This window comes from Psychrobacillus sp. MER TA 171 (assembly GCF_023713305.1).
Taxonomy (GTDB): Bacteria; Bacillota; Bacilli; order Bacillales_A; family Planococcaceae; genus Psychrobacillus.
This window is the reverse complement of the sequence record NZ_JAMAWN010000020.1, coordinates 42,015-66,981: the sequence shown is the minus strand read 5'-3', so window position 1 is coordinate 66,981 and position 24,967 is coordinate 42,015. Positions and strand designations below refer to the sequence as shown.

Below are 24,967 nucleotides of genomic sequence, written 5' to 3'. Positions count from 1 at the left end.
ATGATACGTCGGGGCTGTTGTTATAATTCGCTACTTTTCGCTAGACTATTTTGTCTTTTGTAGTATTCCTTAAACGTTAGTAGATAGATAAATCCGCTGAGTAATGCCAAAACAGCAAGTAGAACAAACGTCCACGTGAAGCCAACCCATGTGACAAGCGGCAGAACAAGCGGTGCTATCGTTCTCCCTATAGTATATCTTAAGCTAGCGGCCGCAAAGTACTGTCCACGCATATCCTCTGGTGCTAGCTTAGATACAAAGCTTTCCTGCAATCCTACTGTTGCTAGTTCTCCTAAAGTAAATACAGCCATAGCAAACACGAATACCCAGAAGTTAGCCGTCATAGGGAAGATGAGCATGGCAATCGCATATAAGAGCGACGACAAGAAGAATACTTTGTGCTCCGGATACTTCGTCATCCAACGAGTGACAAACACGGTGAAAATAACTACTAATAAGCCGTTTTCAGATAAAAGTATACCGAAGGAGCCTGCTCCAGTTACCGCCCATTCACGACCAAATAGGTTACCAAGAACTTGAACATCAATTGCTTCCTTCATATAGACAGGAATTAGCATATCCAACTGCATATATGTTTGGGCTAGCAAGATTCCCGCAATGATAAATAGGAAAAATACTTTGTCCTTAACAATTAGTCCATATGCTTTTATTTGATTAATAACTACTTGAACCCAACCGTTTCCACCACTTTCTTTTAATTGCTGCTTTACCTCATCTGTTAATGTTTCCTCTGTTAGGAAACGTAGTGCTAATCCTACTAAACAGAAGATAACGCCTGATATTAGAAGCAATAAGAAACGATGATTAAAGAATAAAACAGCTCCCACTATAGGTCCAATGACAACCGAAATATTAATAGATGTATAAAATACAGAAAACACCGTACTTCTATCCTTTTCTGGCACAACATCAGCAACAATTGCCTGACTTGCAGGGTGATAAAATGATCCGCACATACCCGCTATCGTAAATGCGACAAAGCTAAGCATTGGTGAATCATACCAAGGAGAATTAGCAAAGGCAAATAAAATAAAAGCAAAACCTTCTGCGGTTGCAGAGAAAAATAACATCGTCCTTCTACCGAATCGATCCGCACAATAACCCCCGATTAAATTAGCTCCAACAGAAAACACTTGGGATAAGACCAGCAATACCCCTGCCATACTAGCCCCGAATTCATCTGCAAAATAGATAGCTAAAAACGGAAAGACCATCCAAAAGCTTAAATTACTAAAAAATTCACCAAACAAACGAACCTGTAAACTACGATTCCAATCTCTAATTCTCATGATGTTGACCTCACCTAGTATTATTCTTGCAAATCCATATATTATTTCGACTTACGTAATAGTTATTTAAATAGTACTATAGTATAAAAAAAGAACTCTCAAAAAAAGTCGTAAACCCTAGGCTGGGTTTACGACTTTTGACTTTAACTAATCAGTCCCTATATGTAACTGCAGTACCTGTAGCTACACACATCATCATGCCCTCACGGATTGTTTCAAAGTCTAAATCTACACCAATTACAGCATTAGCTCCAAGCTTACTAGCAAGAGTCTTCATATCCTCTATAGCTATTTCTCGGCCTTGAGATAGCTTATTTTCATAAGCAGAGCTTCTTCCTCCTACTATATCTGTTACTGAGGCAAAAAGATCTCGTACAACATTTGCTCCCATAATAGCTTCTCCAGACACGATGCCGTGATATGTTTCAATTGTCTTTCCCTCAATGGTAGGCGTTGTAGTTACTAACATAAACATTCCTCCAATAATTGTAGTTACCTTTATCATACAACACTATCAGTTTATAAGCATTTATTATTCTGAATCTACTGTTTTTTCTTTCTAGTAGGTAGCATATTGAACAATATATTCAATATGATTGCCGTGAAGCTTCCCGCTACAATACCATTACTTGTTAAGATTCGGACACTCTCTGGTAAGGATATGAATAAGTCAGGAACAACCGTTACACCTAGACCTATACCAATCGAACACGCAATGATCATAGCGTTATCAGGTGAATCTGAATCGGAAATAATGGTGCTTAGCATTTTAATTCCTTGTGAGATTATCATCCCAAACATTGCAATCATCGCCCCGCCTAGTACAGCCTCTGGAATGATTGTAGTAAGTGAAGATATCTTTGGTATAAACCCTAGAAATATTAGCATACCTCCCGCAATATAAATAACCTTGCGTGTTTTAACTCCAGAAATCTGCATGAGTCCTACATTTTGTGAAAATGTAGTATATGGGAATGAGTTAAAGAATCCACCTAATACCACTGCAATTCCTTCAGCTCGGTAACCTTTTGTTAAATCTTTCTTCTCTATTTTTTTTCCAAGCATATCCCCAAGTGCAAAATATACCCCTGTAGATTCTACTAACGAAACGATAGCTACTAGAGTCATCGTAAGAATAGGAGACCATTCAAATGTAGGCATCCCAAAATACAAAGGCTGAATCATATGAAAAACGTCTGCTTCTTTCACAGCGGTAAAATCTAAAATACCCATAAAATAAGCAGCGATCGTTCCGCCAATAATACCTATTAATATAGAAATAGCTTTAACGAACCCTGTGGAAAATCTGTATAATAAAACAATAAAAATTAGCGTACCAAATGACAATAATACGTTTTGAATAGAACCGAAATCTTCTGCACCTTGTCCTCCACCCATGTTATTAATAGCAACAGGAATTAGAGTAATTCCAATAATAGTAACAACTGAGCCGGTTACTACTGGTGGGAAAAATCGAACTAACTTACCAAAAAAACCACTGATCAAAATAACAATAATACCAGAAACAATAATTGCTCCGTAAATAGCAGATATTCCATAATCCCCACCGATTGCAATCATTGGTCCCACTGCTGTAAATGTACATCCTAAAACTACTGGTAAACCAATCCCAAAAAATCTATTGCTCATTACCTGTAAAATAGTTGCAACTCCGGACATTAAAATATCGATTGCAACTAAATAGGTTAACTCCTCTGAGCTGAGCCCAAGAGCCCCTCCTACTATAAGAGGTACAATAACTGCTCCTGCATACATTGCTAATACGTGCTGTAAGCCAAGTGTGGTGTTTTTAAATATATTATTCATATGTAGGTGCACCTTCTAAAAATTCTACTTTGCCATCTTCCAAGGATTGAATAATGGCTAGTGATTCTACGCGAATACCTTTTTCGCGAATCAATTTCCCACCAGGCTGGAAACCTTTTTCAATAACAATACCTACACCAGCAGTAGTAGCTCCTGCTTGCTCGATAATTTCAAGTAATCCAAGGACAGCTTGTCCATTTGCTAGGAAGTCATCGATGATTAATACAGTTTCTCCTTCTTGCAGGAAATCTTTTGAGACAGAAATATCGCTAGTAATATTTTTTGTAAAGGAATGTACCTGTGACGTCAATAAGTTTTCAGACAGAGTTACAGATTTGCTTTTCCTCGCAAATACAACAGGAACCCCAAGTTCAAGGCCCGCAAACATAGAAGGTGCAATCCCAGAAGACTCAATCGTCAAGATTTTTGTTATTCCCGCTTCCTTATAACGATTGGCTATTTCTTCACCAATAGCCTTAATCACAACAGGATCAATTTGATGATTTAAAAAAGCATCCACCTTTAAAACGTCCTTTGATAAAACCTTGCCTACTTCTACAATTTTATCCTTTAATAACTTCACTTGGATTCCTTCTTTCCTCATATTTGGATACAAAAAAACTCGAATGACAAAGCCCCACCCTAAGAGTGGAGCAATGGCATTCGAGTTATAAATCGAATAATAAAATAAATGGTACACAAAGTGTCCCAATCATTTAACCATGCCACTCATAGTCGACTTCTTTACGGTAAGTCGGTAGAAACTTGCAGGCCATATCCCTGCTATTATACGAGTATACGAAATTTGATTGTTCTCATTATAGCACGGTAAAATTCTTTTACAATAATGAGTGAAAAAGTTCAATCATTCTTAAAATTCTGTTCATATTACAGGTGCCAGGCACCTGCAATAAACCTGTAATACAAGAATTGTCTATATCTTAGCTATAAAAAAAACACATGATAAGCTCATGTGTTTTGGGTTGGGGATTATTTATAAGATGATTTTAATGTTTTGAAGGCCTCTATAAAATAAGCAGGATTTTCTTTAATATTGTAGGAAAAGACACCTTGATTGGTATGCAGATATAGTATTCCTGCTCCATACGAAAAGGGCTTATAGGATATATCATGAACATGTTGAAATTTAAATTGATGCTGAGCCGAGACAATTGCCATTCCGTCCATCTGCAGAGTAAAGCTAGACTCTATATGCTGCATCTGAAAATAGAAATCGATTTCTCTCTTAACTTCGATATAAATGATAGTATATTCACTCAAAACGGCACCTCCTATAACACTTAATAGTGTAACATGTTTTTATATAATCATTAAACCATAAGGAGTGATGTCGGTTGATAAGAGCGGTGCTTTTTGATTTAGATGGGACTTTGTTAAACAGAGAGGAATCTTTAAAGAAATTTATTAGCTGGCAATATAATATGCTCCACACTCATTTAGGTCATATTCCAAAGGAAAAATTCTGTAGTCGTTTTATAGAGTTAGATGATCGAGGCTATAAGTGGAAGGATTTTGTTTATAAAACCCTAATACAAGAATTTAACATAAAGGATATAACAGAAATGGAATTATTAAATCATTACATAACCAACTTCCATTCGTATTGTGTACCATTTTCAAATCTATTATCCATGCTGGCTCAATTAAAAAAACTGTCCCTGTCGCTTGGAATGATCAGCAACGGAAAAGGACAGTTTCAAATGGACAACATTGTTTCTTTAGGAATCAGACCCTATTTTAAAACTATATTAATCTCAGAGTGGGAGGACATGAAAAAACCAGACCCTCGGATCTTTGAAAAGGCTCTTAGACAGCTTAATGTTAACGCTGAAGAAGCTGTCTATATAGGCGATCATCCTATAAATGACATAACTGCCGCCAAAAATGTTGGACTTCATACGATATGGAAAAGAGACATGTATTGGCCTGACGCTAATGCCGACTACACGATAGACAATTTGGATGAAATTCCGTTTCTTCTAAACAAAATTAGATAAGCTTGCTAAATTCTTTAGTCTGATGCTCCAGTTTTTCAGAAGCAGTTGAAATATCCTTAAACTCTTCTAGTGCAGTTCTTATTTCCTCTTGGCTTTTTTCGATAACCGTCTGCGAGTGACTATTGCTCGCAGTTACCTTATCAACTTGTTTAGCTATTCCTTCAATATTCTCTCTTACTTCTACGATTGAAGCCTCGACTCTACCAGCCAGCTTACGCACTTCTTGAGCGACAACGTTGAATCCACGGCCGTGCTCTCCAGCTCGTGCTGCCTCAATAGCAGCATTTAATGCTAGTAAGTTCGTTTGTGCTGCAATCTCTCTGATAGTTTGAACAATCCCTTTAACTGAATCTGCCTGTTTTTGAAGGCTTTCTAATGTATTTGTATTTTCTCTAGAACCAGCAGCAATTTCATCTATTCTTTCTAGAAGGTCTTCGCTTCTTTTAATCCCCACTTCGGCACGATTACTCAATTCTTCAGACATATGATTTAATTCTTCTGTAACACCCATTAGAATTTGATGACGTCCCGTTACGTTAGTAGCGACTTTGGTAACCCCAAGCACCTTGCCGTTCCCCCCAAAAATAGGCATATAAGAAGCTTCTAAAAACACACTATTGCCATGTTTATCTTTTCTTTCTACCTTATCGAAAAATGACTTACCCGCAAACAGATCCTTCCAAAGCTTTTCGTATGCCGGGCTGTTCACAAAATCTGGAAAACAGAATTCTCTGTGATGCATGCCTTTTACTTCACTTACAGTATAGTTAAGTTCTTTTGCAAAATTTTCATTAACATACGCCACACGACGGTTCATATCAAAACGAATAATCGCCAAGTTTTTTTCTAGCGCCTCTACCACGGTCATATCATTAACTTCTTCTGTTTGTATGTAACTCATTTTTCTTCCCCCACGCCCTTTTAATTGGGTGTATATTTTTCTAAATCTAGTATCGTTTCTCTTCCTAACACTAGCTTGGCTAGCTCTGAACCAACAAATGGCCCAGCCGTTAAACCAGATGCCCCAAGACCGTTCGCAAAATAAAAACCGTTCTGTCCCTCCAGCTTACCAAACACAGGTAGAAAATCTGGAGTATACGGACGAAAGCCTACTCTTACTTCCTTTATTTTCTCATCTTTTAGGCTTTTTGCAATACTTATTGCATTATCAAGCAGTTCTTTTTTCCCTTCCTCAGTCACTTGAGAATCATACCCAGTATTTTCTTCATAGGTAGATCCGGCAACCACTTTCCCATTTTCAAAAGATAGCATATATTGATTAGTTGGAGGTAGGACTACTGGCCATTCCCCCGTAGACATATCATTCTCCAATTGAAAATGCATTATTTGAGCCTTCTGAAAGGTCACGTTTAAATCTAAGCCTAACGTGGATGGAATCTCATTCCCCCAAGCACCAGCCGTTAATATAACAGCCTCTGCATCTGTCCGTACTCCGTCGATCCATAATTCATTGTTCTTCCAGACAGCTTCTCCATACACTATCTCTGCGCCTAGCTTTTTAGCTCCATTGATTAGAGCATCTCTCATAGCCTTGCCATCTACCCTTGCTCCCCCTTCTACGAAAAGAGCATGCCATTCACCTGAAATAATAGGAAACTTTTCTTTCGTTTCTTCGGGAGAAAGGATTTTTAGCTCTCCTATTTCTGGAGCATCCATTCTTTTTTCCAACGCTCTCTCTAACATCTTTCGCAGCTTCTTTTCATCATTCTGTAAAGCAATCGCACCTACCTGCTTATACCCGGTAGCATTTTCCCCTAATTCCTCTAGCTCTGCTACTAGTTGCTTATAGTATTTGGCACCATTTTTTACAAGCTCATACCATTTCTTATTTCTCCTTTGGGAAATCCAGGGACATATTATACCCGCTGCTGCAGCGGAAGCTTGCCCCTTGTCCTGGCGATCCACCAAAGTTACTTTCACACCAAACTTTGCGAGATGAAAAGCGGTAGAAGCACCTAAGATTCCACCGCCTACTACTACATAAGAAGACATCTATCACTCAACTCCACTATCTATAATCGAAAACTTAACTTCCTCACAATTAATCTCTGCCATTGCCCCATATGGAATGACAAACTTAGGCTCTGTATGACCAAAGTTTAAATTATATAAAACTGGCAATTCATTTAATCCAAGCTCATGTAAAATGGTAGCAATGGATTCTTTGTATTCTTCATAATACTTTTCGTGCTGAGGCTTTGCAAAAATAATACCGTTTACCTCTTGTAGTATTCCTTGGGTTCCGTAATTTCTTAGCCAATATTCAATGTTAGCTGGAATAGGAAGATCCTCTGACGTTTCGAAAAACAATATGGAATCCTTAAAATATGCTTTATCTGGCCAAAGTGAGGTACCTTTCGCAAACTCCAACACTTCAATACATCCACCAATTAGTCTTCCTTGTGCAATGCCTTTTCCCTGTAGCAATTCATATCCTTTATTATCTTCATTCATTTCTCGGCTGATGTGCTTATTTTCAATAACCCATTCTAATCTTTGACTAGTCCAGACTGGTGACGGTTTAATTTCACCAATCACTTCATTAGAGAAAAGTGTTTTTTTAATCGACTCCACGGTATACTCATGCATCTGCACATTCTCTGCAAAGTCAGTTAGAATAGCTGGGCCATAAAAGGAAGAAATACCAGCCTTATGGCAAAATAAATGCGTAATAGTAGCATCTGAAAACCCTATAAAAACTTTAGGATTCTCGCGGATTACATCAAAGTCTATGTAAGGGAGTAATCGTATGCTCTCACTACCTCCAATATTGGATACTATCCCCTTAATAGAAGGATCCTTAAAGGCATTCATCAAATCCTCAGCTCGAGCCTGAGGGTTTTCATATAAATAAGCTGCTCCCTTTAAGCTATTTGGCATAGCTACTATCTCTAAACCAAATACATTTTTTAATCTTTCCACCCCTTGCTCATATCTCCACCTTAATTCAGGCTCACCTGCTCCGCCCCACGACAAACTAATAGTTGCGACTTTATCTCCACGTTGAAGCATTTTAGGTTTTGTTAACATGATCCTATCCCCCCTTCCTTTATTATAATTCAAACCCCATCATTTGGATGCCTATTCTTTTTGTTAAATGGGTATAAGAAGATAGAAGACATGAAATAGGTGGTGAGGAGCATGAAATATAAAGGTCGTACACGTAGTTCAAACGTAGAAGATCGTCGCGGTATGAGTGGCGGTAAAGCAATAGCTGGCATTGGTGGCGGCTTTGGTTTAATCATTATACTTCTAGTTACGCTGCTCGGAGGAAATCCCGAGGAGCTCTTAGGAAGTTTAAATGGAAATGAAGCAACTACTAGCTCTGTCCCTTATGAGGAAACGGCAGAGGAACAAGAACTCGTCGAATTTGTTTCAGTCGTTTTAGCAGACACAGAAAAGGTGTGGACGAAAATTTTTCAAGAAAATGGACTTACATATGAGGAACCAACACTTGTTTTATACACAAATAGTGTAAATTCTGCATGTGGTACAGCTGGTGCTTCTGTAGGACCGTTTTACTGTCCAGGAGATCAAAAGCTTTACATAGACTTGAGTTTTTATAAGGAGCTCCAAACACAGTTCGAGGCTCCAGGGGATTTTGCTATGGCATACGTCATAGCTCATGAGGTTGGTCATCATGTACAAACCCTATTAGGAAAAAGCAACGAGTTAGCTTCCCTAAGACAACAGTTAAGCGAAGAGGAATACAATCAATATTCTGTTCGCTTTGAGCTACAAGCTGATTATTATTCTGGAGTTTGGGCAAAGCATGCGCAAGGAATGGACTTATTGGAGGAAGGTGACTTAGAGGAAGCACTAACAGCTGCAAGTGCTGTTGGAGACGACACTATTCAAAAGAAAGCCCGAGGCTATGTGGTACCGGAAAGCTTTACTCACGGTACGTCGGAACAACGGAAGCAATGGTTTTATAAAGGCTTTGAAAACGGAACTATTAAAGGCGGAGACACATTTAATATTAAAAACCCATAAATAACTACCTAAGCCCAATAGCTATGATGCATTGGGTTTTTATTTGTAAAGAAAAGCATTATAAAAATATGTTGACACTATTTAGAATATTTATTGACCACCTTTCTCCCTAATTCTATAATAAAACAAATTGCCAAATGGAAGAAGGTTATAAAAATGATGATACCTTTTACGAAAATGCATGGCTGTGGAAACGATTATATTTATATCAATTGCTTTGAGAATGAAATAGAAAATCCTGAATTGTTAAGCAAGAAAGTATCCGACCGTCATTTCGGTATTGGTGGAGACGGTATTGTTTTAATCTGTCCTTCTGAAGTTGCTGATGCTAAAATGCGAATGTTTAATATAGATGGCAGTGAAGGAAAAATGTGCGGTAATGCCATTCGCTGTGTAGCTAAATATATATACGATAATGACATCGTTCCAAAAGAGATTCTAAAAATAGAAACACTAAGCGGTGTTAAAATAATTGAATTGCATATAGAAAATGGTGTGATGCATTCTGCCACTGTGGATATGGGGCAAGCAATATTGGACCCTGCTGAAATCCCTGTGGATCTCCGCGGTAACCAATCTGAAGGGTTTGTGTTCCCTCTTACTATCGATAATGAGACCTATGCTATTACCCCAGTATCTATGGGTAATCCACATGGAGTAATATTTACTAATGACGTCCTTTCATTAGATCTTCCCACTATTGGGCCTAAATTCGAACATCATCCTATGTTTCCAGCCGGTGTAAATACGGAATTCATTGAAATTGAAAATAGGAATTCACTTAAAATGCGTGTTTGGGAACGAGGAAGCGGTGAAACATTGGCTTGTGGAACCGGAGCTTGTGCTGCAGTGGTTGCCTCCGTATTAAATGGTTACTGCGAGAAGAATACCGATGTGATTGTAAAGCTCCTTGGTGGAGAGCTCATCATTCGCTATACAGAGGACACAGTTTATATGACAGGTCCTGCGACTACCGTCTTTACAGGTCTTATAGAACTCTTATAGCCACAACATACTATATATAAATTAGTAAAAAATAGACTTATAACCTAATAAGTTTCATCTAACCAAGAAATTTAACAGAAAATACTGTCAATTGTAACGATAATGGAAATTCATTGTAATCAACCTGTAACATTTAACTGCTACTATATGTTTAGACTAAATAGCAGGGGGATAGTGTATTTGAAGAAAATCTTAGGAACACTTATCATAACAATTGTACTATTGGTCAGCGGAGTAAATGTTGCTTTTGCCGCAACCACGACTCACTCAGTAAAAAAAGGAGAAACTTTATATACGATTTCTAAAACGTACAAAGTTTCCGTTAACAACTTAAAAACATGGAATAAATTAACTACAGATAAGATTAAGACTAATCAAAAACTAGCTGTTGCTGCACCAGCAAAAAAAGAAAAATCTAAAACACCATCTAGATCTAATGACAAAGTAACAAAAGAAATTACCGTTTCAGCAAGTGCATTTACCGCAAACTGTAATGGCTGCTCTGGTATCACTAGCTCTGGTATAAATCTAAAGAAAAATCCAGATGTAAAAGTAATAGCTGTTGACCCAAGTATTATTCCAATTGGGACAAAAGTACACGTAGAAGGCTACGGTTATGCAATCGCAGGCGATACGGGAGGAGCAATTAAAGGCAACAAAATTGATGTATTCTTCCCTACTAAGAACGAGGCTTACAAATGGGGACGCAAAAATGTAACGGTTAAAATATTGGAATAGGATTTAAAAAGCATTGAATAGCGTTGACTACAGACACTCAAAGAGATTTGAACGTGTTTGTAGTCTTTTTTTATGGCTATGTTAAAGGTAAAGGTTGATTTTAAATACACATAAAAAATGAGCTAGGATATTTTCTCCTGGCTCATTTTACTTTAATATTATTTTTGACTAACGCACCCTTTATCCAATTTTCTTCTGATTAACTTCTAGTATTTTCTTTAAGGTAGAATGAATATTTTGGAGGCTTATTAAAATAAATCCTAGCATAATAAATGTCACTATTTCACCTGTAAATATTGAGACTATCGCTATTATTAAAGCATATATCCCATAAAGATAGCCTTTCATTTTATATCACCTCGCCAGTTAAAAATTTCTATTACTTTATAACTTTTTCTTAAACTAATATACCGCGTGGGTTTAAGTGTAACATTCTTTTTTCGGTTGCTTCTGCCATTGTGAACAATAAAATTTATTTATTACTGAATTCCCTAAATATACTAATTCTAAATTTATTATTCTACACTAGAAATTGTTTGTAACATCTCTTTTATCGACTTAATATGGTTATACTAGGAGAGTATATACTACTTGATTTTTATAAATACATAGATAAGGAGTCACAATAAATGAATAGTAAAGATATAGGAAAAAAAATTAAAAGCGTTCGTTCTAAAAGGAAACTAACTCAGCAAGTATTAGCAGATCTTGCCGGAATTACAAAAAGTCATATTTCAAAGATTGAAAATGGCTTGACTACCCCTACTCTAGTAACTCTTTCAAAAATTGCTAAGGCTCTTGATAGCCCAACGTCTTGGTTTATAGAACAAGAAGAACATGGAGAACTCTCCATTGTTCGAAAGGATAATCGTGAAGCAATTGAAGAGAAAAACGAAATTGGATACGAATATGAATTATTAGCAAATAAAAAGAATATGAGTTTAATCACTCCTACTATAGTTAGTGTTTTACCTGGCGCTGAAACTGTAGATCCATATATACATGAAAATGATGAGTTTATTCTTATACTGACAGGATCCATTATTCTTTCTTACGACGGGAAAAAATATGAAATGAATATTGGAGATTCTGCATACTTTTCTGGTAAAAAACCTCATATTTTTTTATCCAATAGCAAACAACATACCACTGTTTTAACAATCTATATAGATAATAATTAAAAAATTCTAAATAAATAGCATATTAACTTTACAAACAATATATAATATTATACATTGAGTATAATGTTATTCAACTTTGTTGAATCACAGTTTATTTGTTGAAAGGGGAGTTTATATGTCTAGTTCTAGAATTAAAGGTTTTTATCAGCTTAGTCTTGAAGACAGAGTAAATATTGTAACTCAAGATAAAGAATTAACTGCTGAAGAGAAAAATATCCTAACAGGAGAAACAATATTTCCAATGTCACTTGCAGATTCTATGGTCGAAAATGTCATTGGACAATTTAGTATACCAATTGGGGTTGCTGCTAATTTTAAGGTAAACGGAAATGATGTATTTATACCTATGGCCACAGAGGAGCCCTCAGTCATTGCAGCAGCTAGCAATGCTGCCCGAGCTGCTTACGATTTAGGTGGATTTTATACTTCTTCCACAGGAACAATCATGAGAGGGCAAATTCAAGTGTTGGAGGTATCTGATCCACATGGAGCTAAGGCAAGAATATTTGAGAATAAGGATGAAATACTAGCAAATTGTAATTTAAAAGATCCTACGTTAGTAAAACTAGGTGGCGGGGCTAAAGATTTAGAAGTCCACTTAATAAATACTGTCAGAGAAACAATGTTAGTCGTTCACCTACTGGTAGATACAAAGGATGCAATGGGAGCTAATGCTGTTAATACAATGGCTGAAGGAGTTTCCCCCCTTATTGAAAAGATAACAGGTGGAAGGGTTGTACTAAGAATCATAACTAATCTTGCAGACAAACGATTAATTAGATCTAGAGGTGTATTCTCTGCTCAAGCACTAGGGGGGCCTGAAGTTGTAAAGAATATTGTAAGCGCTTACGAGTTTGCTGATGCTGACCCATATAGGGCGGCTACCCATAACAAAGGAGTGATGAATGGGATTACATCCGTAGTACTAGCAACAGGAAATGATACAAGAGCTGTAGAGGCTGGAGCACATGCTTATGCTTCAAGAACTGGGAGATATCGTTCTTTAACCACATGGGAGATAAATGAAGATGGAAATCTAGTAGGTTCTATCGAGCTTCCAATGGCTGTTGGAATAATTGGAGGTGCTACTAAGACACATCCTGTAGCAAAGGCTTCACTCAAAATAATGAATATTACATCAGCTGTAGAGTTAGCTGGAATCATTGCATCAGTTGGTTTAGCAGAAAATGCGGCTAGTCTAAGAGCTTTAGCTGCAGAAGGCATTCAGTCTGGTCATATGCGCCTTCATGCAAAGAACCTTGCTGTAATGGCAGGTGCGAAAAAGGAAAATATAGATTTAATTGTTCAAAAAGCTATACATGAAAAAGATTTACGCTATGACAGAATCTTGCAATTAACTAAAGAAGTTCAGGAGGGCTAGAATGGAGGAAAAGTTGAATAAACATAGTTTAGTAGACAAAGCTAAAAATGAAAGCTTTGTAGAAATATTGGGGGACACCATTTCTGGAAAACAACTTATTTTCTCTATTTTACTTAGCGTTTTTGTTAGTATAGGCGGGTATAAATTAGGCCAGTTTATTTTTCCTAAAATTGCAGAAGCACAAATGGTTAACTCTTATTCTCTTTTACTAGGTATTGCTGGAACTGTTACCATATTAATCGTTAATTCTATAGCGTTTAAACCAAAGAGAATTCTTGTCGAAGATGAGATTTCTTCAGAAAATATGGCTGAAATTTATGAAGACTTGCAGCTTGATTATGAAGAAGAAATTAGTTTAATAGAAAATGATCCTATTACAAGAAAAGAGCTTGAAGACTTAGGAGTACTTTCAAATTTTAACCTTCCTCAAAAGGGGGCTAATAAATGAGTATTTATTTAGTTGCCCTGTTGTTTGCTTTACTTGGAGCAATTGTCTTTTCTTTAATCGGGCTCATTTCAGGGACTGATGAAACAGCTATTATGGTCCCCCTTACCTTACTGGTCATTCTTTTAGGAGCCCCGCCTGAAGGTGTATTTGCCTTTTTCATGGCAGCAGTTTTAGCAAAACATTTAACACACGCTGTTCCTACAGCATTAATGGGTATTCCGGGTGATACTACAGCAGTCCCTTTAATTGATCATGCCAATACATTGAGACGAATGGGCATGCCTCATATAGCTTTAAGAAAAATGATTTCAGGCGGAATCATTGGAGCGTTTATTGCATTACCTACTGCAGTTTTACTTGGACAGTTTTTAGGGCAATTCGCAGATTTTTTCAAATCATCTTCAGGTCTTATTTTTACATTAGCTGCATTTTTAATTGCTTACTTCTCAAAAGGAAGATGGGCCAGTGTTCTATTAATTATTCCGTTTGCATTTTTTATAAAAAGTCTAGATACATTAAGCTTTTCAATTTTAGACAAACATTTATCAATCACTTTCTTTCTTGGAATTGCAATAGGTCCCATGTTATCTGATATATTAATCGCTGCTTCTTCTAGTGCAAGGAAAAGTGTTTTAAGAAACAAAGCGAACGAGTATCATTTAGCTCCAGAAACAAAATCTTGGAAAGGGTATTTTCCTAATCCATTTAAAATTCTAACTGGAAGACAGACAATCTTTACTTCGATAACTACATTTATATCGTCTCTTACGTTTGTATTTAGTCCAGTTGGGATGACTTCTCTCATGGGAGAAATCGTAGGGTCTAGAACAAAAGGAGCTTATAAAAAATCTACTACTAGCTTAACGGTTATGAATGGGGTAACAGAATCTACTTATATTGCAGAAGCAATTATTCCACTTATAGCCTTTGGAATTCCGTTAAGCCCAGTTGCTCTGGGACCAGCTTCTCCTTTGTTTAATGCTCCACCCGTTTTTACAGTAGAACCAATAAATAATCTACACACCTATTTAACGTCGTGGGATTTCTTTATTTTTGGTTTAATTGGAATTACAGTTGCTTCTTTAATTGCATATCCATTTTCGATGAACTATGCTCGTAAAGCATCAGTCCTAGTCTTAAAATACGTTAGTCAAGAAGCAATTATTGCAATGTTTATAGGGCTAGCATGTTTATTAGCTTACCATGAAGCTCAGCTTGTTGGGATAGTGTTGACACTTACAGTTGCTACAGTAGGTGGCCTTTTAAATCGTATTTTAGGTATCGGAGCTGGTGTTCAGTTTATGGTATTTTACGCATCAAGCTGGATTATTCTGCAACTATTTGGTTTTTAAGTTTCTAAAAGGATAGACAATACTAGTAAATAAATTAAAACAACGTGAAATCAGAAAAATTGATTTCACGTTTTTTCTTCTTTATACGCCAGCTGTTTTCTTGTAAGACTCTCTACGTTCCTATTCTTTCGACTCCAGGTCGAACACGCTAGCGCAAAAGCCTAAGCAGGAGCAAAGTGACGAGGAAATTGAAGTCCCATGCCTTGCAGAAAGCGTCCGTCGTAACGGAAAACAACTATATTTTATTTGGAGGAGAGTTATGTCCCGTCCTTCTTTATAATTCATTCAGTAACCCTTAGCTTTTCCTCTATTCTCTCTAGAACTTTTTCAAAATAATCTAATGGATGAGGCACAAAGCTCTCCTTACCTACATTTTTTTCTATACTACACCTTACTCCTTGCTCGTCGATCAATATTCCTTCTATCTTAATAGATTCTACGTTACCCCTCCATAGCCCCATAAAAGACGAAAACTCAGTTCTAACAATTCCAGCTACCTCTTCTGTTTGTAATGTAAATGCATCCCATGTGGGAGTAGCTTTATAAACAAAGTTATGAGCAAACTCCTTATCGATTAACTCCTCTGAGATAATCGTGTAGCCTATTACCCCTAAGGACTCCAGCTCCCTAAAAGCTACTTCGATCCCTAGTTCCTCTTCTACCTCTCTTACCCCGTCTTCTACTGATTCTATTGATAACAGATGACCAGCTGCCGTAATATCCAATAAGCTTGGGTAATCTTTTTTCTTATCACTCCTTAGCTGGAGATAGATGTAATCCACTCCTTCTTCTCTACAGACAATCCAGCAATGAAAGGTTTCATGCCAAAGTCCTAACCTATGTATTTCCTCACGAGTAGCCACTCCCGTAACATTTCCTCTATGGTCGAACGTTTTCAGCAATTCCATGTGAAGACCCCTTTTAAAATAATCATTTTTTATTCTATATGGTGTTTGAGTTGAATATATTTAAATATTGCAGTCATATAAAACTCGTAGAAAGAAAATAGGTGATTCCAATATGATAAAGCTTCTATTATCCTTCAGTCTGACATTACTAGTTTTTATTCTACCATTTCCATCGGTTAGTCTCGCCACTGAAAGCAATTCATCTGTGGATCATACAGTTGTCGAAAAACATATTAACAGATTATTAAATAAGAAAATAGAAGATAGCCGTCCTCCCGTCCCACCTTCACCAAAGAAAGCTAACGTTTACTTAACCTTTGATGATGGGCCAAATAAGTTTACAACTATTAACCTTCAAACTCTTAAGCAATACGAAGTTAGTGGCACATTCTTTTTTTTAGGAAAGCATATGAAGGAACATGAATCCATTGTGAAAGCTGTAGCAAAAAATGGGCATTATATTGGGACTCATAGCATGACGCATGACAAGACTAAGGTTTACAAAAACGCAGAAGCCTTTATACAAGAAATTAATAGCGGGGTTAGCCTGATCGAGCAGATGACGGGGCACAATCCAAGGCTGATTCGTGTACCTTACGGAAGCAAGCCACATGTAACAACAGCCATGCAGGATAAACTTATTAAACAAAACTATAAGCTTTGGGATTGGGATGTGGACTCTAACGACTGGAGATACACTGATAAGCAGTATAAAGAAATTGTTAAAAACGTTCAGTTGGAAACAGAGAAAGCGTACAAATCGGGTGACAAAGATATTATTATACTCCTTCATGATAGAAGCCAAACTACTAAGGCACTCCCTCTTATTATTGAATGGCTCCAAGAAGAAGGCTACACACTTAAAACATATGAAGAAGAAAAGCATATAGTTCAAAATTTCCTTCGTGACAAATCATTATAAAAGACAACTTAAACCATGAGTGGCCACAGCCTATTCATGGTTTTTTCTATTTCCCATGCTAATCTTTAAACTACCTTTATGTTGGAACTTCTTGACATCCTACCTCTATTAGCCTATTATTATGGATTGTTCGATAAATTAACGTGGTTCGAGAACCTCCCACGGTAAAAAACTAAGGAGAAATGAATATGAACATAAAAACAATTGCTACAAGTGGAATCATTGCAGCTTTATATGTAGCTGTCTCTATGCTAGTGGCTCCTATCGCATTTGGTGCTTTTCAGTTTCGGATATCCGAGATGTTTAATCACCTCATAATATTCAACAAAAAGTTTTTCTTTGGAATTGTAATTGGTGTATTTATTACAAACCTTTTCTCTCCATTAGGACTCTACGATTTAACTTTTGGTGTCGGACATTCCATCCTCACTCTATCTATTAGTATACTGATAGGGAAATTTGTTAAGAATAAGATTTGGCATATGATTTTAAACACTGTATTATTTACATTTACTATGTTTATCATCGCGATTGAACTGCATCTTGCGTTTGATATAGAACTATATTTTGCATTCGATATTGCTAATCCTTTTTATTACACGTGGTATACAGTTGCTTTAGGTGAATTTGTAGTAATGGCAGTAGGCATACCATTAATGCTTGCCTTAAATAAACGTTTAAAATTTAAGGAACTCATATAAAAAAGTAGAGCCCTCCGTTATGGAGGGCTCTTACTTTATTCCTTTACAAACTCAATCGTGCTTCTTACTGTATCTATAGGTCTCACTAAGCCTTCGATTTGAGCACGTTTCGACTCTAAAAATGGTGGCAAGGAAAGCTTTTCTCCTAAAGTTTCATAAGGCTCGTCACCCATGAATCCAGGACCGTCAGTCGCAAACTCAAATAATATTCCATTCGCCACTCTCGCATATAGGGATTGGAAGAAGAAGCGATCTACGAATCCAGATGTATTGAATCCAAAGCTTTCGATGCGCTCTGTCCACTCATCTAAAACCGCTCTGTCTTCTACGCGGAATGCCGCATGATGCACTGTTCCGAAGCCTTGACGACCAGCTGGAAGAACAACATTCTTTTCTACAATCACCTGCGCTCCGTTTCCACCTTCTCCAACCTCAAACAAGTGAAAATCTCCGTCTTTCGCAATCTCTTTAAACAGTAATACCTTTTCTAAAACTTCTTTCATATAGTCAAACTGTGCAATTCGAATGTGGATCGGTCCTAGTCCAGTGATGGCATGCTCTAAAGGGATAGGCCCTTTTTGCCAAGGTGTTCCTGATTCCACTCCTGTATTATACTCATCAGAAATTAATTGATATTGCTGGTCGTCAAAGTCAACAAAAGAGAGAACCTTCACTCCGAACTGCTCCTGTATACCACTGTGTTTAACGTTCAAGCGATCAAATCGTTTAACCCAGTAATGGAGGGAATCATCCGTTGGAACGCGAAAGGACGTTTTGAATATTTCATCCGTTCCATGTGTACCTTTTGGAATTCCCGGAAAATCAAAAAATGTCATATCTGTCCCTGCTCCACCAACATCATCTGCAAAAAACAAATGATATGTTTGAATATCGTCTTGATTCACCGTTTTCTTTACTAATCGCATTCCTAATACGTATGTGAAAAATCGATAGTTTTCTTCTGCACTGCTCGTAATTGCCGTTACATGGTGTAATCCCTTTAAATGATTCATATATGGTAAACCTCCTGTTTTATCTCTAATTTAAATATCTTTAATTCGAGATAATTTTATCATGTAAAAAAATAGAAGTCAATCAGAAAAGCATAGGCGCCTATCCCTGCCTCGACAGGCTAATGGGGAAAAGCGAAAATGCATATGTCTACCAAGTTTCAGAATTTTGTAGTTTCCTACACAATTGAAAAGGCCGAACAGCTAGTTTGCTACTCGGCCCCTTTTTTATACATCTATTTCTGTACCAATTCTCTGTTCCCTTGCCTTTACAAAAACACCCTTTGCAACTGCTAAATCATAGTACGCTGCTCCGACAGATTTGAATAAAGTGATTTCCTCTTCATGCTGTCGACCATCCACTGCTCCAGTAACAAGTTCTCCAATTTCTCCATGGATTTTATCGAAGGACCATTCGCCAATTTCAGAAGCATGCATGAGTTCACCTGCCTCACCTTTAACTCCAGCCAAATCGTCTACTACAATTTTAGAAGACTTGGTTATCGTCGCTACATCCATTTCAAGCATGTGGGGTAAATAAGAGCCAACTCCATTGATATGAGTCCCCGCCTTTAAGTCCTTCCCATTAAAAACAGGCTCGTTAGATCTCGTTGCACAGCAGATAATATCTGACTCACGCACTGCGGCTGAAACGTCCTTAAACACCTCATAAGGAATAGTAATCCCAAACTCTACTAGTTTTCGTCCAAATTGCTCTGCTTTTGAGGAAGTTCTATTAACTAGCAAAATTCGTTCGATATCTCGTACAGCTAGCACCGCAAGCACCTGCTCAAATGCCATTGCTCCTGTTCCGATTATGGTTAACACCTTCGAATCCCTTTTTGCTAGATAATCCGTAGCAACACCACTAAGTGCTCCAGTTCTTAGCCTTGTTAAATAGGAGGCATTTAACATGGCCAAATGCTCTCCGTTTTTTGCATCCGATAGTAAAACGACGCCTTGTGTAGTTGGCTTTCCTTGTGACGGATTGTTCGGGAAAATGGTCACTACCTTTACAGCTGTAACCTCCCCTATTAAATCAGCACTTGGCATATACAATGCAGATGCTTCATGCTTTGGAAATTCAATTACTGTTCTATGTGGACTCGCTAATTTCCCTGCTGCCTTTGCTTTTAATATCCCTTTGACATCCTCTATTGCATCTTTCATCTTATATGTACACATAATCTCCTGTTCATTAACTACTAGCATTATTTAAAACCCTCCCTAAAAATAAAAGCTCGTCTTGCCTTAAGTAGCGTAAGACGAACTTTATGTTTACATCTTTATACTTTACTAAGTTCTTTTTCTGCCTTTGCTAATGACTCATCTTTTTTAACTGCAGTCACCTCATCCAGGTTTTGTTGGCTTCTATCTTTAACAGCCCAGATTGCCAATAAAGAAATGACCGCTGTGAAGATAATATAGAATGCAACTGGAACATAGGATCCATCAAATTGTAGCATTAGACTCGTAGCTATTAATGGTGCTGTTCCACCTGCTAAGGCCGCTCCAATTTGGTAGCCTAGCGTGATTCCTGTATAGCGAACCTTAGCGTCAAAAATCTCTGAAAACATCGTTCCTAGCACGGCCGTGATCGGTGCCCAAATGATTCCCAGCCCAATAATGGTTGCAATTACAAGTAACGCAAGCGATTGTTGCTGAAGCATCCAAAAGTAAGGGAAGGCGAACAAAATCATCCCAACGGTTCCAGCCACGTAAACCTTTTTACGTCCAATTTTATCTGACAGACTTCCCATTATAGGTATAAGAATAGTCGTCACTATTGTTGCTACCATCACTGTATTTAATACAGCAGTACGTGAGAATCCTAGCTCAGCAGTAGCGTAAGAAACAACAAAAGTACCAAAAATATAGAAAGGTGCCGTTTCAACTACCTTAGCCCCTACTGCAATGATAACTTCTTTCCAATGATACTTTAACGTATCCGCGATAGGGAGCTTTGGAATCTCACCTGACTCTTGTACCCTTTTAAAGGAAGGTGTTTCTTCAATTCCTTTACGAATCCACAAGCCAAAAATAACAAGCAAGGCACTCATGATAAATGGAACACGCCAGCCCCATGTCATAAAAGAACCTTCAGGTAATAGAGTCATAATAGATAAAGCAACTGTCCCCATTACCATCCCAATTGTTACACCCATTTGTGGGATCGCTCCGTACAAACCTCGTTTTTCCTTTGGTGCATATTCAACTGCCAGTAATAGAGCTCCTCCCCACTCTCCGCCGATACCCAGTCCTTGGATTAAGCGCAGCGTAATTAATAGAATAGGAGCCCATACTCCAATCGCTTGATAAGTAGGCAGTAGCCCCATACCAAAAGTAGCAACCCCCATTAGACTTAATGTTATAACTAATGTTTTCTTTCTCCCAATCCTGTCACCGATATGACTAAATATGATTCCACCGAATGGTCGGATAAAAAATGCTAATGCGAAGGATGCATATGAAAGCAGTAACCCTACTGTTGGCTCCTCTGTCACAAAGAATATTTGATTAAAAACAAGTGCAGCAACTGTTCCATATAAAAAGTAATCAAACCATTCAATAGAGCTCCCTACTAAGCTAGCAATCCAGACCTTCCTCGTCTGTTTTTGGTCCATCTTCCCTCTCCCCTTTCAAAATTGAAGTACCACTTTAATTTCTCTCTAGACTTTATTTTAGATAGTTTTTAATTTTCTGTCAACGGGTATTTGATAGGAATCGTTGAGCGATGCCTCATTAGTAGGTATGATAACTAATAGATAAGAAAAAGGAGAGATACATATTGTCTTCAAATTTAATAGGATCTATTCTAAAAAATTTAAGAAAAGAACGTAAGCTCACTCTAAAGGAACTTGCAGAGATGACTAATGTATCAATTAGCTTCCTCTCACAAGTCGAAAGAGGAAAGTCTAGTGTAACGTTAGAATCTCTCAAAAAAATAGCAGATGCACTGAAAGTCAACCCGACCGTTTTCTTTCCGGATGTAACTTCACATGATGAATTGGCTGAAATTAGACAACAGTTTTATTACAAAGATTTATCCAATGGCATCCAGGATGCTGCCTATACACCTATACTCGTTACACTTCAATCTGGAGAAAACAAAGGAAATGCTTTTTCCCATAGCGGTCATGAGTTTCTATTTGTAGTAGAAGGAACCTTAACCGTAGTAGTCGATGGTAAAGAGATGGAACTGAAGGAACAGCAATCGACGATGTTTGACGCAAATCTATTACATTACTGGTATAACTTAACGGACAAGCCTGTTCGCTTCCTAGTAGTATCTTCCCGATAATGGTTAATAGAAGACAACCAGGAGAAGTCCTAAGGATAGAGATATCGACTCATCTGAACAAAATGAAAAATAAAATCCCCGATCATTTCTTACCACTATTTGGATTATTCTTTTTTCTGTGAATTCATAGTAAATTTAAATGGATGGGAAAACAATGTAAGGGGATGAAGAAATGAATCAACAAACACACATCAAAGAATTACAAGTAACAATTTCAATTACAGAAGAGACTATTGAAAATATTATGAGCGCATTGTTAGAGGATGAGAAATGGTCCATACATCAGGAAGATGACCAGTCTATCTGGAGTAACAAGCCTTTAGGAATCTATCAAGACGAATGGGCAACTAACCTCCTGCTTCACGGAGAAACGCTTATGTTGACTGACAAAAGGAATAAAAACTCTTTATACTCGATGACTTTAGAAGACTTATATGATGGTATTTTCTTTAGCTTAAAGGGTGGTAATAATAGTCTGTTTCAAAACGTTACTAATGAAACTGCCGATACAATTATTCAATATTCCATATTCAAAAGACTTCTCTACTTATCTTAAACTTCAATTCACTTAGCAGTCCTTTTTTTAGACTGCTTTTTTTAGTGATTTTAAAAAATAAAAATTGGACAGCTAGGTGCTTGTATTTGTTCGTAAATCAACACAGGAATACCCTATAAACATGAAGGATAAGGGGGTGTTAGTTTGCAACAAAGAAGAAATAACAAACGTGGCTTTTGTCTTCCAGGCTATAATTGGTGCGGACCTGGATGCAGCGGTCCGGGAGCTCCAGTTAATGAAGTAGATGCTGCCTGTATGATGCATGACCTTTGTTATGATAGTGGTAGAGGTCAGTGCGATTGCGATCGTGAATTCCTCCAAAGACTTCGCCCTTTAGTGAATCGTTATACCGAGTCCGGTAGACATGCAGGTTTAATACAAAATTATATGCGAATTCGAACCAATCTTAAATGTGGATCCCCTCGACATGAACCCTATTAATTCCTAACACTCCCAGAGTGAAGTATCTATTCTTGTACTATACAATGATGATTCTACCCTATCGATTATTGATAATCTTTTATAGCATTTTTAGTCACTGGCTACATCCCTTTCTTCAAAAACTTAGCAATAGATTAGCCAAAAGTAAAGATTCTGCTCTTTCTTGGATTGTATGAATTGCTGGGTTACTTTTACTATTCTAAAGCTTAGACTATCTTTAAATAAGACCCCAAAGCTATCAAGCGATAGGGTCTTATTTTTAATTTACTTTCTTTGGTCCGTTCCAATACATTTCTCGTAGACGGAATTTTTGTAGCTTACCAGTAGCGGTTTTAGGAAGTGCCTCTACAAAATCAACTGCTTTTGGAGCTTTAAAGTGAGCCATTTTAGAGCGACAATAATCAATTAGCTCTTGTTCTGTAATGCTACTTTCCGGCTGAAGTACGACAACTGCCTTTGGTACCTCACCCCACTTTTCATCAGGTACCGCAATGACAGCTACTTCTAATATATCTGGATGCTTATAAAGCACACCTTCTATTTCAGTAGAAGAAATATTCTCTCCTCCTGAAATGATCATATCCTTAATACGATCTTGTATCTCAATATATCCATCTGGATAGGTAACTGCTAGATCACCTGTATAAAACCAACCACCTTTAATCGCTTCGGCAGTTTTTTCCGGGTCCTTATAATATCCTTCCATTACTACGTTGCCACGTGTAATAATTTCTCCTAGCTCCTTACCGTTCCATTCAACCTCCTTGCCATCCTCCTGATTAACGACCTTTGTTTCTCCATTAAACGCTAACTCGATTCCTTGTCTCGCCTTAACAGTAGATTGTTCATCTACAGTTAGATCATTAAATTCTTTTTTCCATTCGCAATATAGAATGAATGGAGATGTTTCCGTTAGACCGTATACATGCATCATATTAAGTCCAAGGATTGATTGCGCTTTTGCGATTAACGCCGCGGCAGGCGGAGCCCCTGCAGTAGCCATACGCGGATTAGTTGTGATTTTCACATCTTTTGCCTTCGGTTCATTAACAAGCATATTAACAACGGTTGGAGCACCGCATAATAAAGATATTTTATGCTTTTCAAATAAATCTAGTATTAACGGAGGATCTACTTTTCGCAAACAAATATGGGTAGCCCCTACTGCTGTGAGTGCCCAGACTCCTCCCCAGCCATTTGCATGAAACATAGGTAAAGTATGAAGATACACATCATCGTGATTTACATTTAAATGATACATAAAGTTTGCTGCGTTCAAATAATTTCCTCGATGTGTCAGCATAACCCCTTTTGGCTTAGAGGTCGTTCCACTTGTATAGTTTAAGGTAAGCAGCTGATTTTCATCTATCTCTGGGAATTCTATTACCTCTGTCCCTGCTGTGATAAAGTCCTCATAATCCTTTGCTTTCAATGTATGACTATGTCCGGCAACAGCCACTACTATGATTTGGTCAAAAGGTAGATCTTCCGCTATCTTCTCAATCGGGCCTGTAAACTCTGCATCTACTATCAACATCTTAGAGTCACTATGCTTGATAATATACTCAATATCCTCCGCATTAAGACGGTAATTTAATGGTACCATTACTGCTCCCAGCTGACAGATCCCATAAAAGCACTCCAGCATATAATGAGTGTTAGGAAGCATAACTGCTACATGATCCCCTTTTCGAATACCTGCCTTGTATAAAGAATAGGATAGCTGGTCAGCACGCTGTGAAAATTGCTTATATGTAAATTCCTTTTCTCCATCAATTACAGCTACTTTTTCCGGATAATACTTAACTGCTCTTCGTTTCCAATCTAACGGCGTTAACGGTGAGAACATAATTA

General features: G+C 37.5%; 27 protein-coding genes and 2 riboswitches. Of the genes, 13 read left to right on the top strand and 14 right to left on the bottom strand.

Features of this window, described 5'->3' with window-relative positions:
- Positions 1-20: 20 nt before the first annotated feature.
- The 5 genes from M3627_RS15955 to M3627_RS15935 form a co-directional block, all read right to left on the bottom strand.
- Positions 21-1,310 carry an MDR family MFS transporter gene (locus M3627_RS15955; RefSeq protein ID WP_251556525.1) on the bottom strand — a complete coding sequence of 430 codons (1,290 nt, stop codon included), beginning with the start codon at positions 1,308-1,310 and terminating at the stop codon, positions 21-23.
- Between the two features lie 151 nt (positions 1,311-1,461).
- Positions 1,462-1,779: a YbjQ family protein gene (locus tag M3627_RS15950; RefSeq protein WP_169360716.1), complete on the bottom strand. Its 318-nt coding sequence runs from the start codon at positions 1,777-1,779 to the stop codon at positions 1,462-1,464.
- 74 nt (positions 1,780-1,853) lie between these two features.
- Positions 1,854-3,137, bottom strand: coding sequence for a nucleobase:cation symporter-2 family protein (locus M3627_RS15945; RefSeq protein ID WP_251556524.1), 1,284 nt, complete (start codon positions 3,135-3,137; stop codon positions 1,854-1,856).
- The gene (locus M3627_RS15940) at positions 3,130-3,720 is read right to left on the bottom strand and encodes a xanthine phosphoribosyltransferase (RefSeq protein ID WP_169360714.1); all 591 of its coding nucleotides are present in this window, start codon (positions 3,718-3,720) and stop codon (positions 3,130-3,132) included. The genes M3627_RS15945 and M3627_RS15940 overlap by 8 nt, the downstream gene beginning before the upstream one ends.
- Before the next feature lie 129 nt (positions 3,721-3,849).
- Positions 3,850-3,951: riboswitch (purine riboswitch) on the bottom strand.
- Between the two features lie 176 nt (positions 3,952-4,127).
- Positions 4,128-4,418 carry a hypothetical protein gene (locus tag M3627_RS15935; RefSeq protein WP_251556523.1) on the bottom strand — a complete coding sequence of 97 codons (291 nt, stop codon included), beginning with the start codon at positions 4,416-4,418 and terminating at the stop codon, positions 4,128-4,130.
- A 74-nt stretch (positions 4,419-4,492) separates the two neighbouring features.
- On the opposite strand from M3627_RS15935, the gene M3627_RS15930 reads away from it, so the two are divergent.
- Positions 4,493-5,155, top strand: a complete 663-nt coding sequence (locus M3627_RS15930; RefSeq protein ID WP_169360711.1) for an HAD family hydrolase — start codon at positions 4,493-4,495, stop codon at positions 5,153-5,155.
- On the opposite strand, the gene M3627_RS15925 is transcribed toward M3627_RS15930, so the two are convergent.
- The 3 genes from M3627_RS15925 to M3627_RS15915 are packed head-to-tail and all read right to left on the bottom strand — an operon-like array spanning position 5,148 to position 8,206.
- Entirely contained in the window at positions 5,148-6,056 is a 909-nt protein-coding gene (locus tag M3627_RS15925) for a methyl-accepting chemotaxis protein (RefSeq protein WP_169360710.1), read from the bottom strand. The two genes, M3627_RS15930 and M3627_RS15925, sit on opposite strands and share 8 nt — an antisense overlap.
- A 20-nt stretch (positions 6,057-6,076) precedes the next feature.
- Positions 6,077-7,168, bottom strand: coding sequence for an NAD(P)/FAD-dependent oxidoreductase (locus M3627_RS15920; RefSeq protein WP_169360709.1), 1,092 nt, complete (start codon positions 7,166-7,168; stop codon positions 6,077-6,079).
- A 3-nt stretch (positions 7,169-7,171) separates the two neighbouring features.
- A complete protein-coding gene (locus M3627_RS15915; RefSeq protein ID WP_251556522.1) occupies positions 7,172-8,206 on the bottom strand; it encodes a S66 family peptidase in 1,035 nt (344 codons plus the stop codon).
- Between the two features lie 111 nt (positions 8,207-8,317).
- On the opposite strand from M3627_RS15915, the gene ypfJ reads away from it, so the two are divergent.
- The 3 genes from ypfJ (at position 8,318) to M3627_RS15900 (ending at position 10,912) form a co-directional block, all read left to right on the top strand.
- Positions 8,318-9,169: a KPN_02809 family neutral zinc metallopeptidase gene (ypfJ, locus tag M3627_RS15910; protein WP_251556520.1), complete on the top strand. Its 852-nt coding sequence runs from the start codon at positions 8,318-8,320 to the stop codon at positions 9,167-9,169.
- A 156-nt stretch (positions 9,170-9,325) separates the two neighbouring features.
- Positions 9,326-10,174: a diaminopimelate epimerase gene (gene dapF, locus M3627_RS15905; RefSeq protein WP_251556518.1), complete on the top strand. Its 849-nt coding sequence runs from the start codon at positions 9,326-9,328 to the stop codon at positions 10,172-10,174.
- A 180-nt stretch (positions 10,175-10,354) separates the two neighbouring features.
- Positions 10,355-10,912 carry a LysM peptidoglycan-binding and 3D domain-containing protein gene (locus M3627_RS15900; protein WP_251556516.1) on the top strand — a complete coding sequence of 186 codons (558 nt, stop codon included), beginning with the start codon at positions 10,355-10,357 and terminating at the stop codon, positions 10,910-10,912.
- Positions 10,913-11,092: 180 nt separating this feature from the next.
- Here M3627_RS15900 and M3627_RS15895 read toward each other — a convergent pair whose 3' ends face one another.
- On the bottom strand, positions 11,093-11,260 hold the full coding sequence (locus M3627_RS15895) for a hypothetical protein (RefSeq protein WP_251556514.1): 168 nt from the start codon (positions 11,258-11,260) through the stop codon (positions 11,093-11,095).
- 281 nt (positions 11,261-11,541) lie between these two features.
- Here M3627_RS15895 and M3627_RS15890 point away from each other — a divergent pair, with 281 nt between their 5' ends.
- The 4 genes from M3627_RS15890 (at position 11,542) to M3627_RS15875 (ending at position 15,274) form a co-directional block, all read left to right on the top strand.
- Entirely contained in the window at positions 11,542-12,093 is a 552-nt protein-coding gene (locus M3627_RS15890) for a helix-turn-helix domain-containing protein (protein WP_251556512.1), read from the top strand.
- A 115-nt stretch (positions 12,094-12,208) separates the two neighbouring features.
- Positions 12,209-13,474: a hydroxymethylglutaryl-CoA reductase, degradative gene (locus M3627_RS15885; protein ID WP_251556511.1), complete on the top strand. Its 1,266-nt coding sequence runs from the start codon at positions 12,209-12,211 to the stop codon at positions 13,472-13,474.
- 1 nt (position 13,475) lies between these two features.
- The gene (locus M3627_RS15880; protein ID WP_251556510.1) at positions 13,476-13,922 is read left to right on the top strand and encodes a hypothetical protein; all 447 of its coding nucleotides are present in this window, start codon (positions 13,476-13,478) and stop codon (positions 13,920-13,922) included.
- On the top strand, positions 13,919-15,274 hold the full coding sequence (locus tag M3627_RS15875) for a tripartite tricarboxylate transporter permease (protein ID WP_251556509.1): 1,356 nt from the start codon (positions 13,919-13,921) through the stop codon (positions 15,272-15,274). Before M3627_RS15880 ends, M3627_RS15875 begins: the two co-directional genes overlap by 4 nt.
- 281 nt (positions 15,275-15,555) lie before the next feature.
- Here the strand turns inward: M3627_RS15875 and M3627_RS15870 are convergent, their stop codons facing one another.
- Entirely contained in the window at positions 15,556-16,182 is a 627-nt protein-coding gene (locus tag M3627_RS15870) for an NUDIX hydrolase (RefSeq protein ID WP_251556508.1), read from the bottom strand.
- Positions 16,183-16,294: 112 nt separating this feature from the next.
- Between M3627_RS15870 and M3627_RS15865 the strand changes: the two genes are divergently transcribed.
- On the top strand, positions 16,295-17,104 hold the full coding sequence (locus tag M3627_RS15865) for a polysaccharide deacetylase family protein (protein WP_251556507.1): 810 nt from the start codon (positions 16,295-16,297) through the stop codon (positions 17,102-17,104).
- Positions 17,105-17,241: 137 nt separating this feature from the next.
- Positions 17,242-17,286: riboswitch (PreQ1 riboswitch) on the top strand.
- Positions 17,287-17,292: 6 nt separating this feature from the next.
- The gene (locus M3627_RS15860; RefSeq protein ID WP_251556506.1) at positions 17,293-17,805 is read left to right on the top strand and encodes a QueT transporter family protein; all 513 of its coding nucleotides are present in this window, start codon (positions 17,293-17,295) and stop codon (positions 17,803-17,805) included.
- 35 nt (positions 17,806-17,840) lie between these two features.
- Here the strand turns inward: M3627_RS15860 and M3627_RS15855 are convergent, their stop codons facing one another.
- The 3 genes from M3627_RS15855 to M3627_RS15845 form a co-directional block, all read right to left on the bottom strand.
- Entirely contained in the window at positions 17,841-18,818 is a 978-nt protein-coding gene (locus M3627_RS15855; protein WP_251556505.1) for a ring-cleaving dioxygenase, read from the bottom strand.
- 225 nt (positions 18,819-19,043) lie between these two features.
- Complete coding sequence (locus M3627_RS15850; protein WP_251556504.1) at positions 19,044-20,027, bottom strand: ornithine cyclodeaminase family protein; 984 nt, start codon at positions 20,025-20,027, stop codon at positions 19,044-19,046.
- Positions 20,028-20,101: 74 nt separating this feature from the next.
- On the bottom strand, positions 20,102-21,439 hold the full coding sequence (locus tag M3627_RS15845) for an MFS transporter (RefSeq protein ID WP_251556503.1): 1,338 nt from the start codon (positions 21,437-21,439) through the stop codon (positions 20,102-20,104).
- A gap of 164 nt (positions 21,440-21,603) precedes the next feature.
- Here M3627_RS15845 and M3627_RS15840 point away from each other — a divergent pair, with 164 nt between their 5' ends.
- From M3627_RS15840 to M3627_RS15830, 3 genes are all read left to right on the top strand, one after another.
- Positions 21,604-22,116: a helix-turn-helix domain-containing protein gene (locus tag M3627_RS15840; protein ID WP_251556502.1), complete on the top strand. Its 513-nt coding sequence runs from the start codon at positions 21,604-21,606 to the stop codon at positions 22,114-22,116.
- A gap of 172 nt (positions 22,117-22,288) precedes the next feature.
- The gene (locus M3627_RS15835; RefSeq protein WP_251556501.1) at positions 22,289-22,672 is read left to right on the top strand and encodes a hypothetical protein; all 384 of its coding nucleotides are present in this window, start codon (positions 22,289-22,291) and stop codon (positions 22,670-22,672) included.
- 144 nt (positions 22,673-22,816) lie between these two features.
- Positions 22,817-23,113: a phospholipase gene (locus tag M3627_RS15830; protein WP_169360433.1), complete on the top strand. Its 297-nt coding sequence runs from the start codon at positions 22,817-22,819 to the stop codon at positions 23,111-23,113.
- A 259-nt stretch (positions 23,114-23,372) separates the two neighbouring features.
- Here the strand turns inward: M3627_RS15830 and M3627_RS15825 are convergent, their stop codons facing one another.
- Complete coding sequence (locus M3627_RS15825; RefSeq protein WP_251556500.1) at positions 23,373-24,962, bottom strand: long-chain-fatty-acid--CoA ligase; 1,590 nt, start codon at positions 24,960-24,962, stop codon at positions 23,373-23,375.
- Positions 24,963-24,967: the final 5 nt, after the last annotated feature.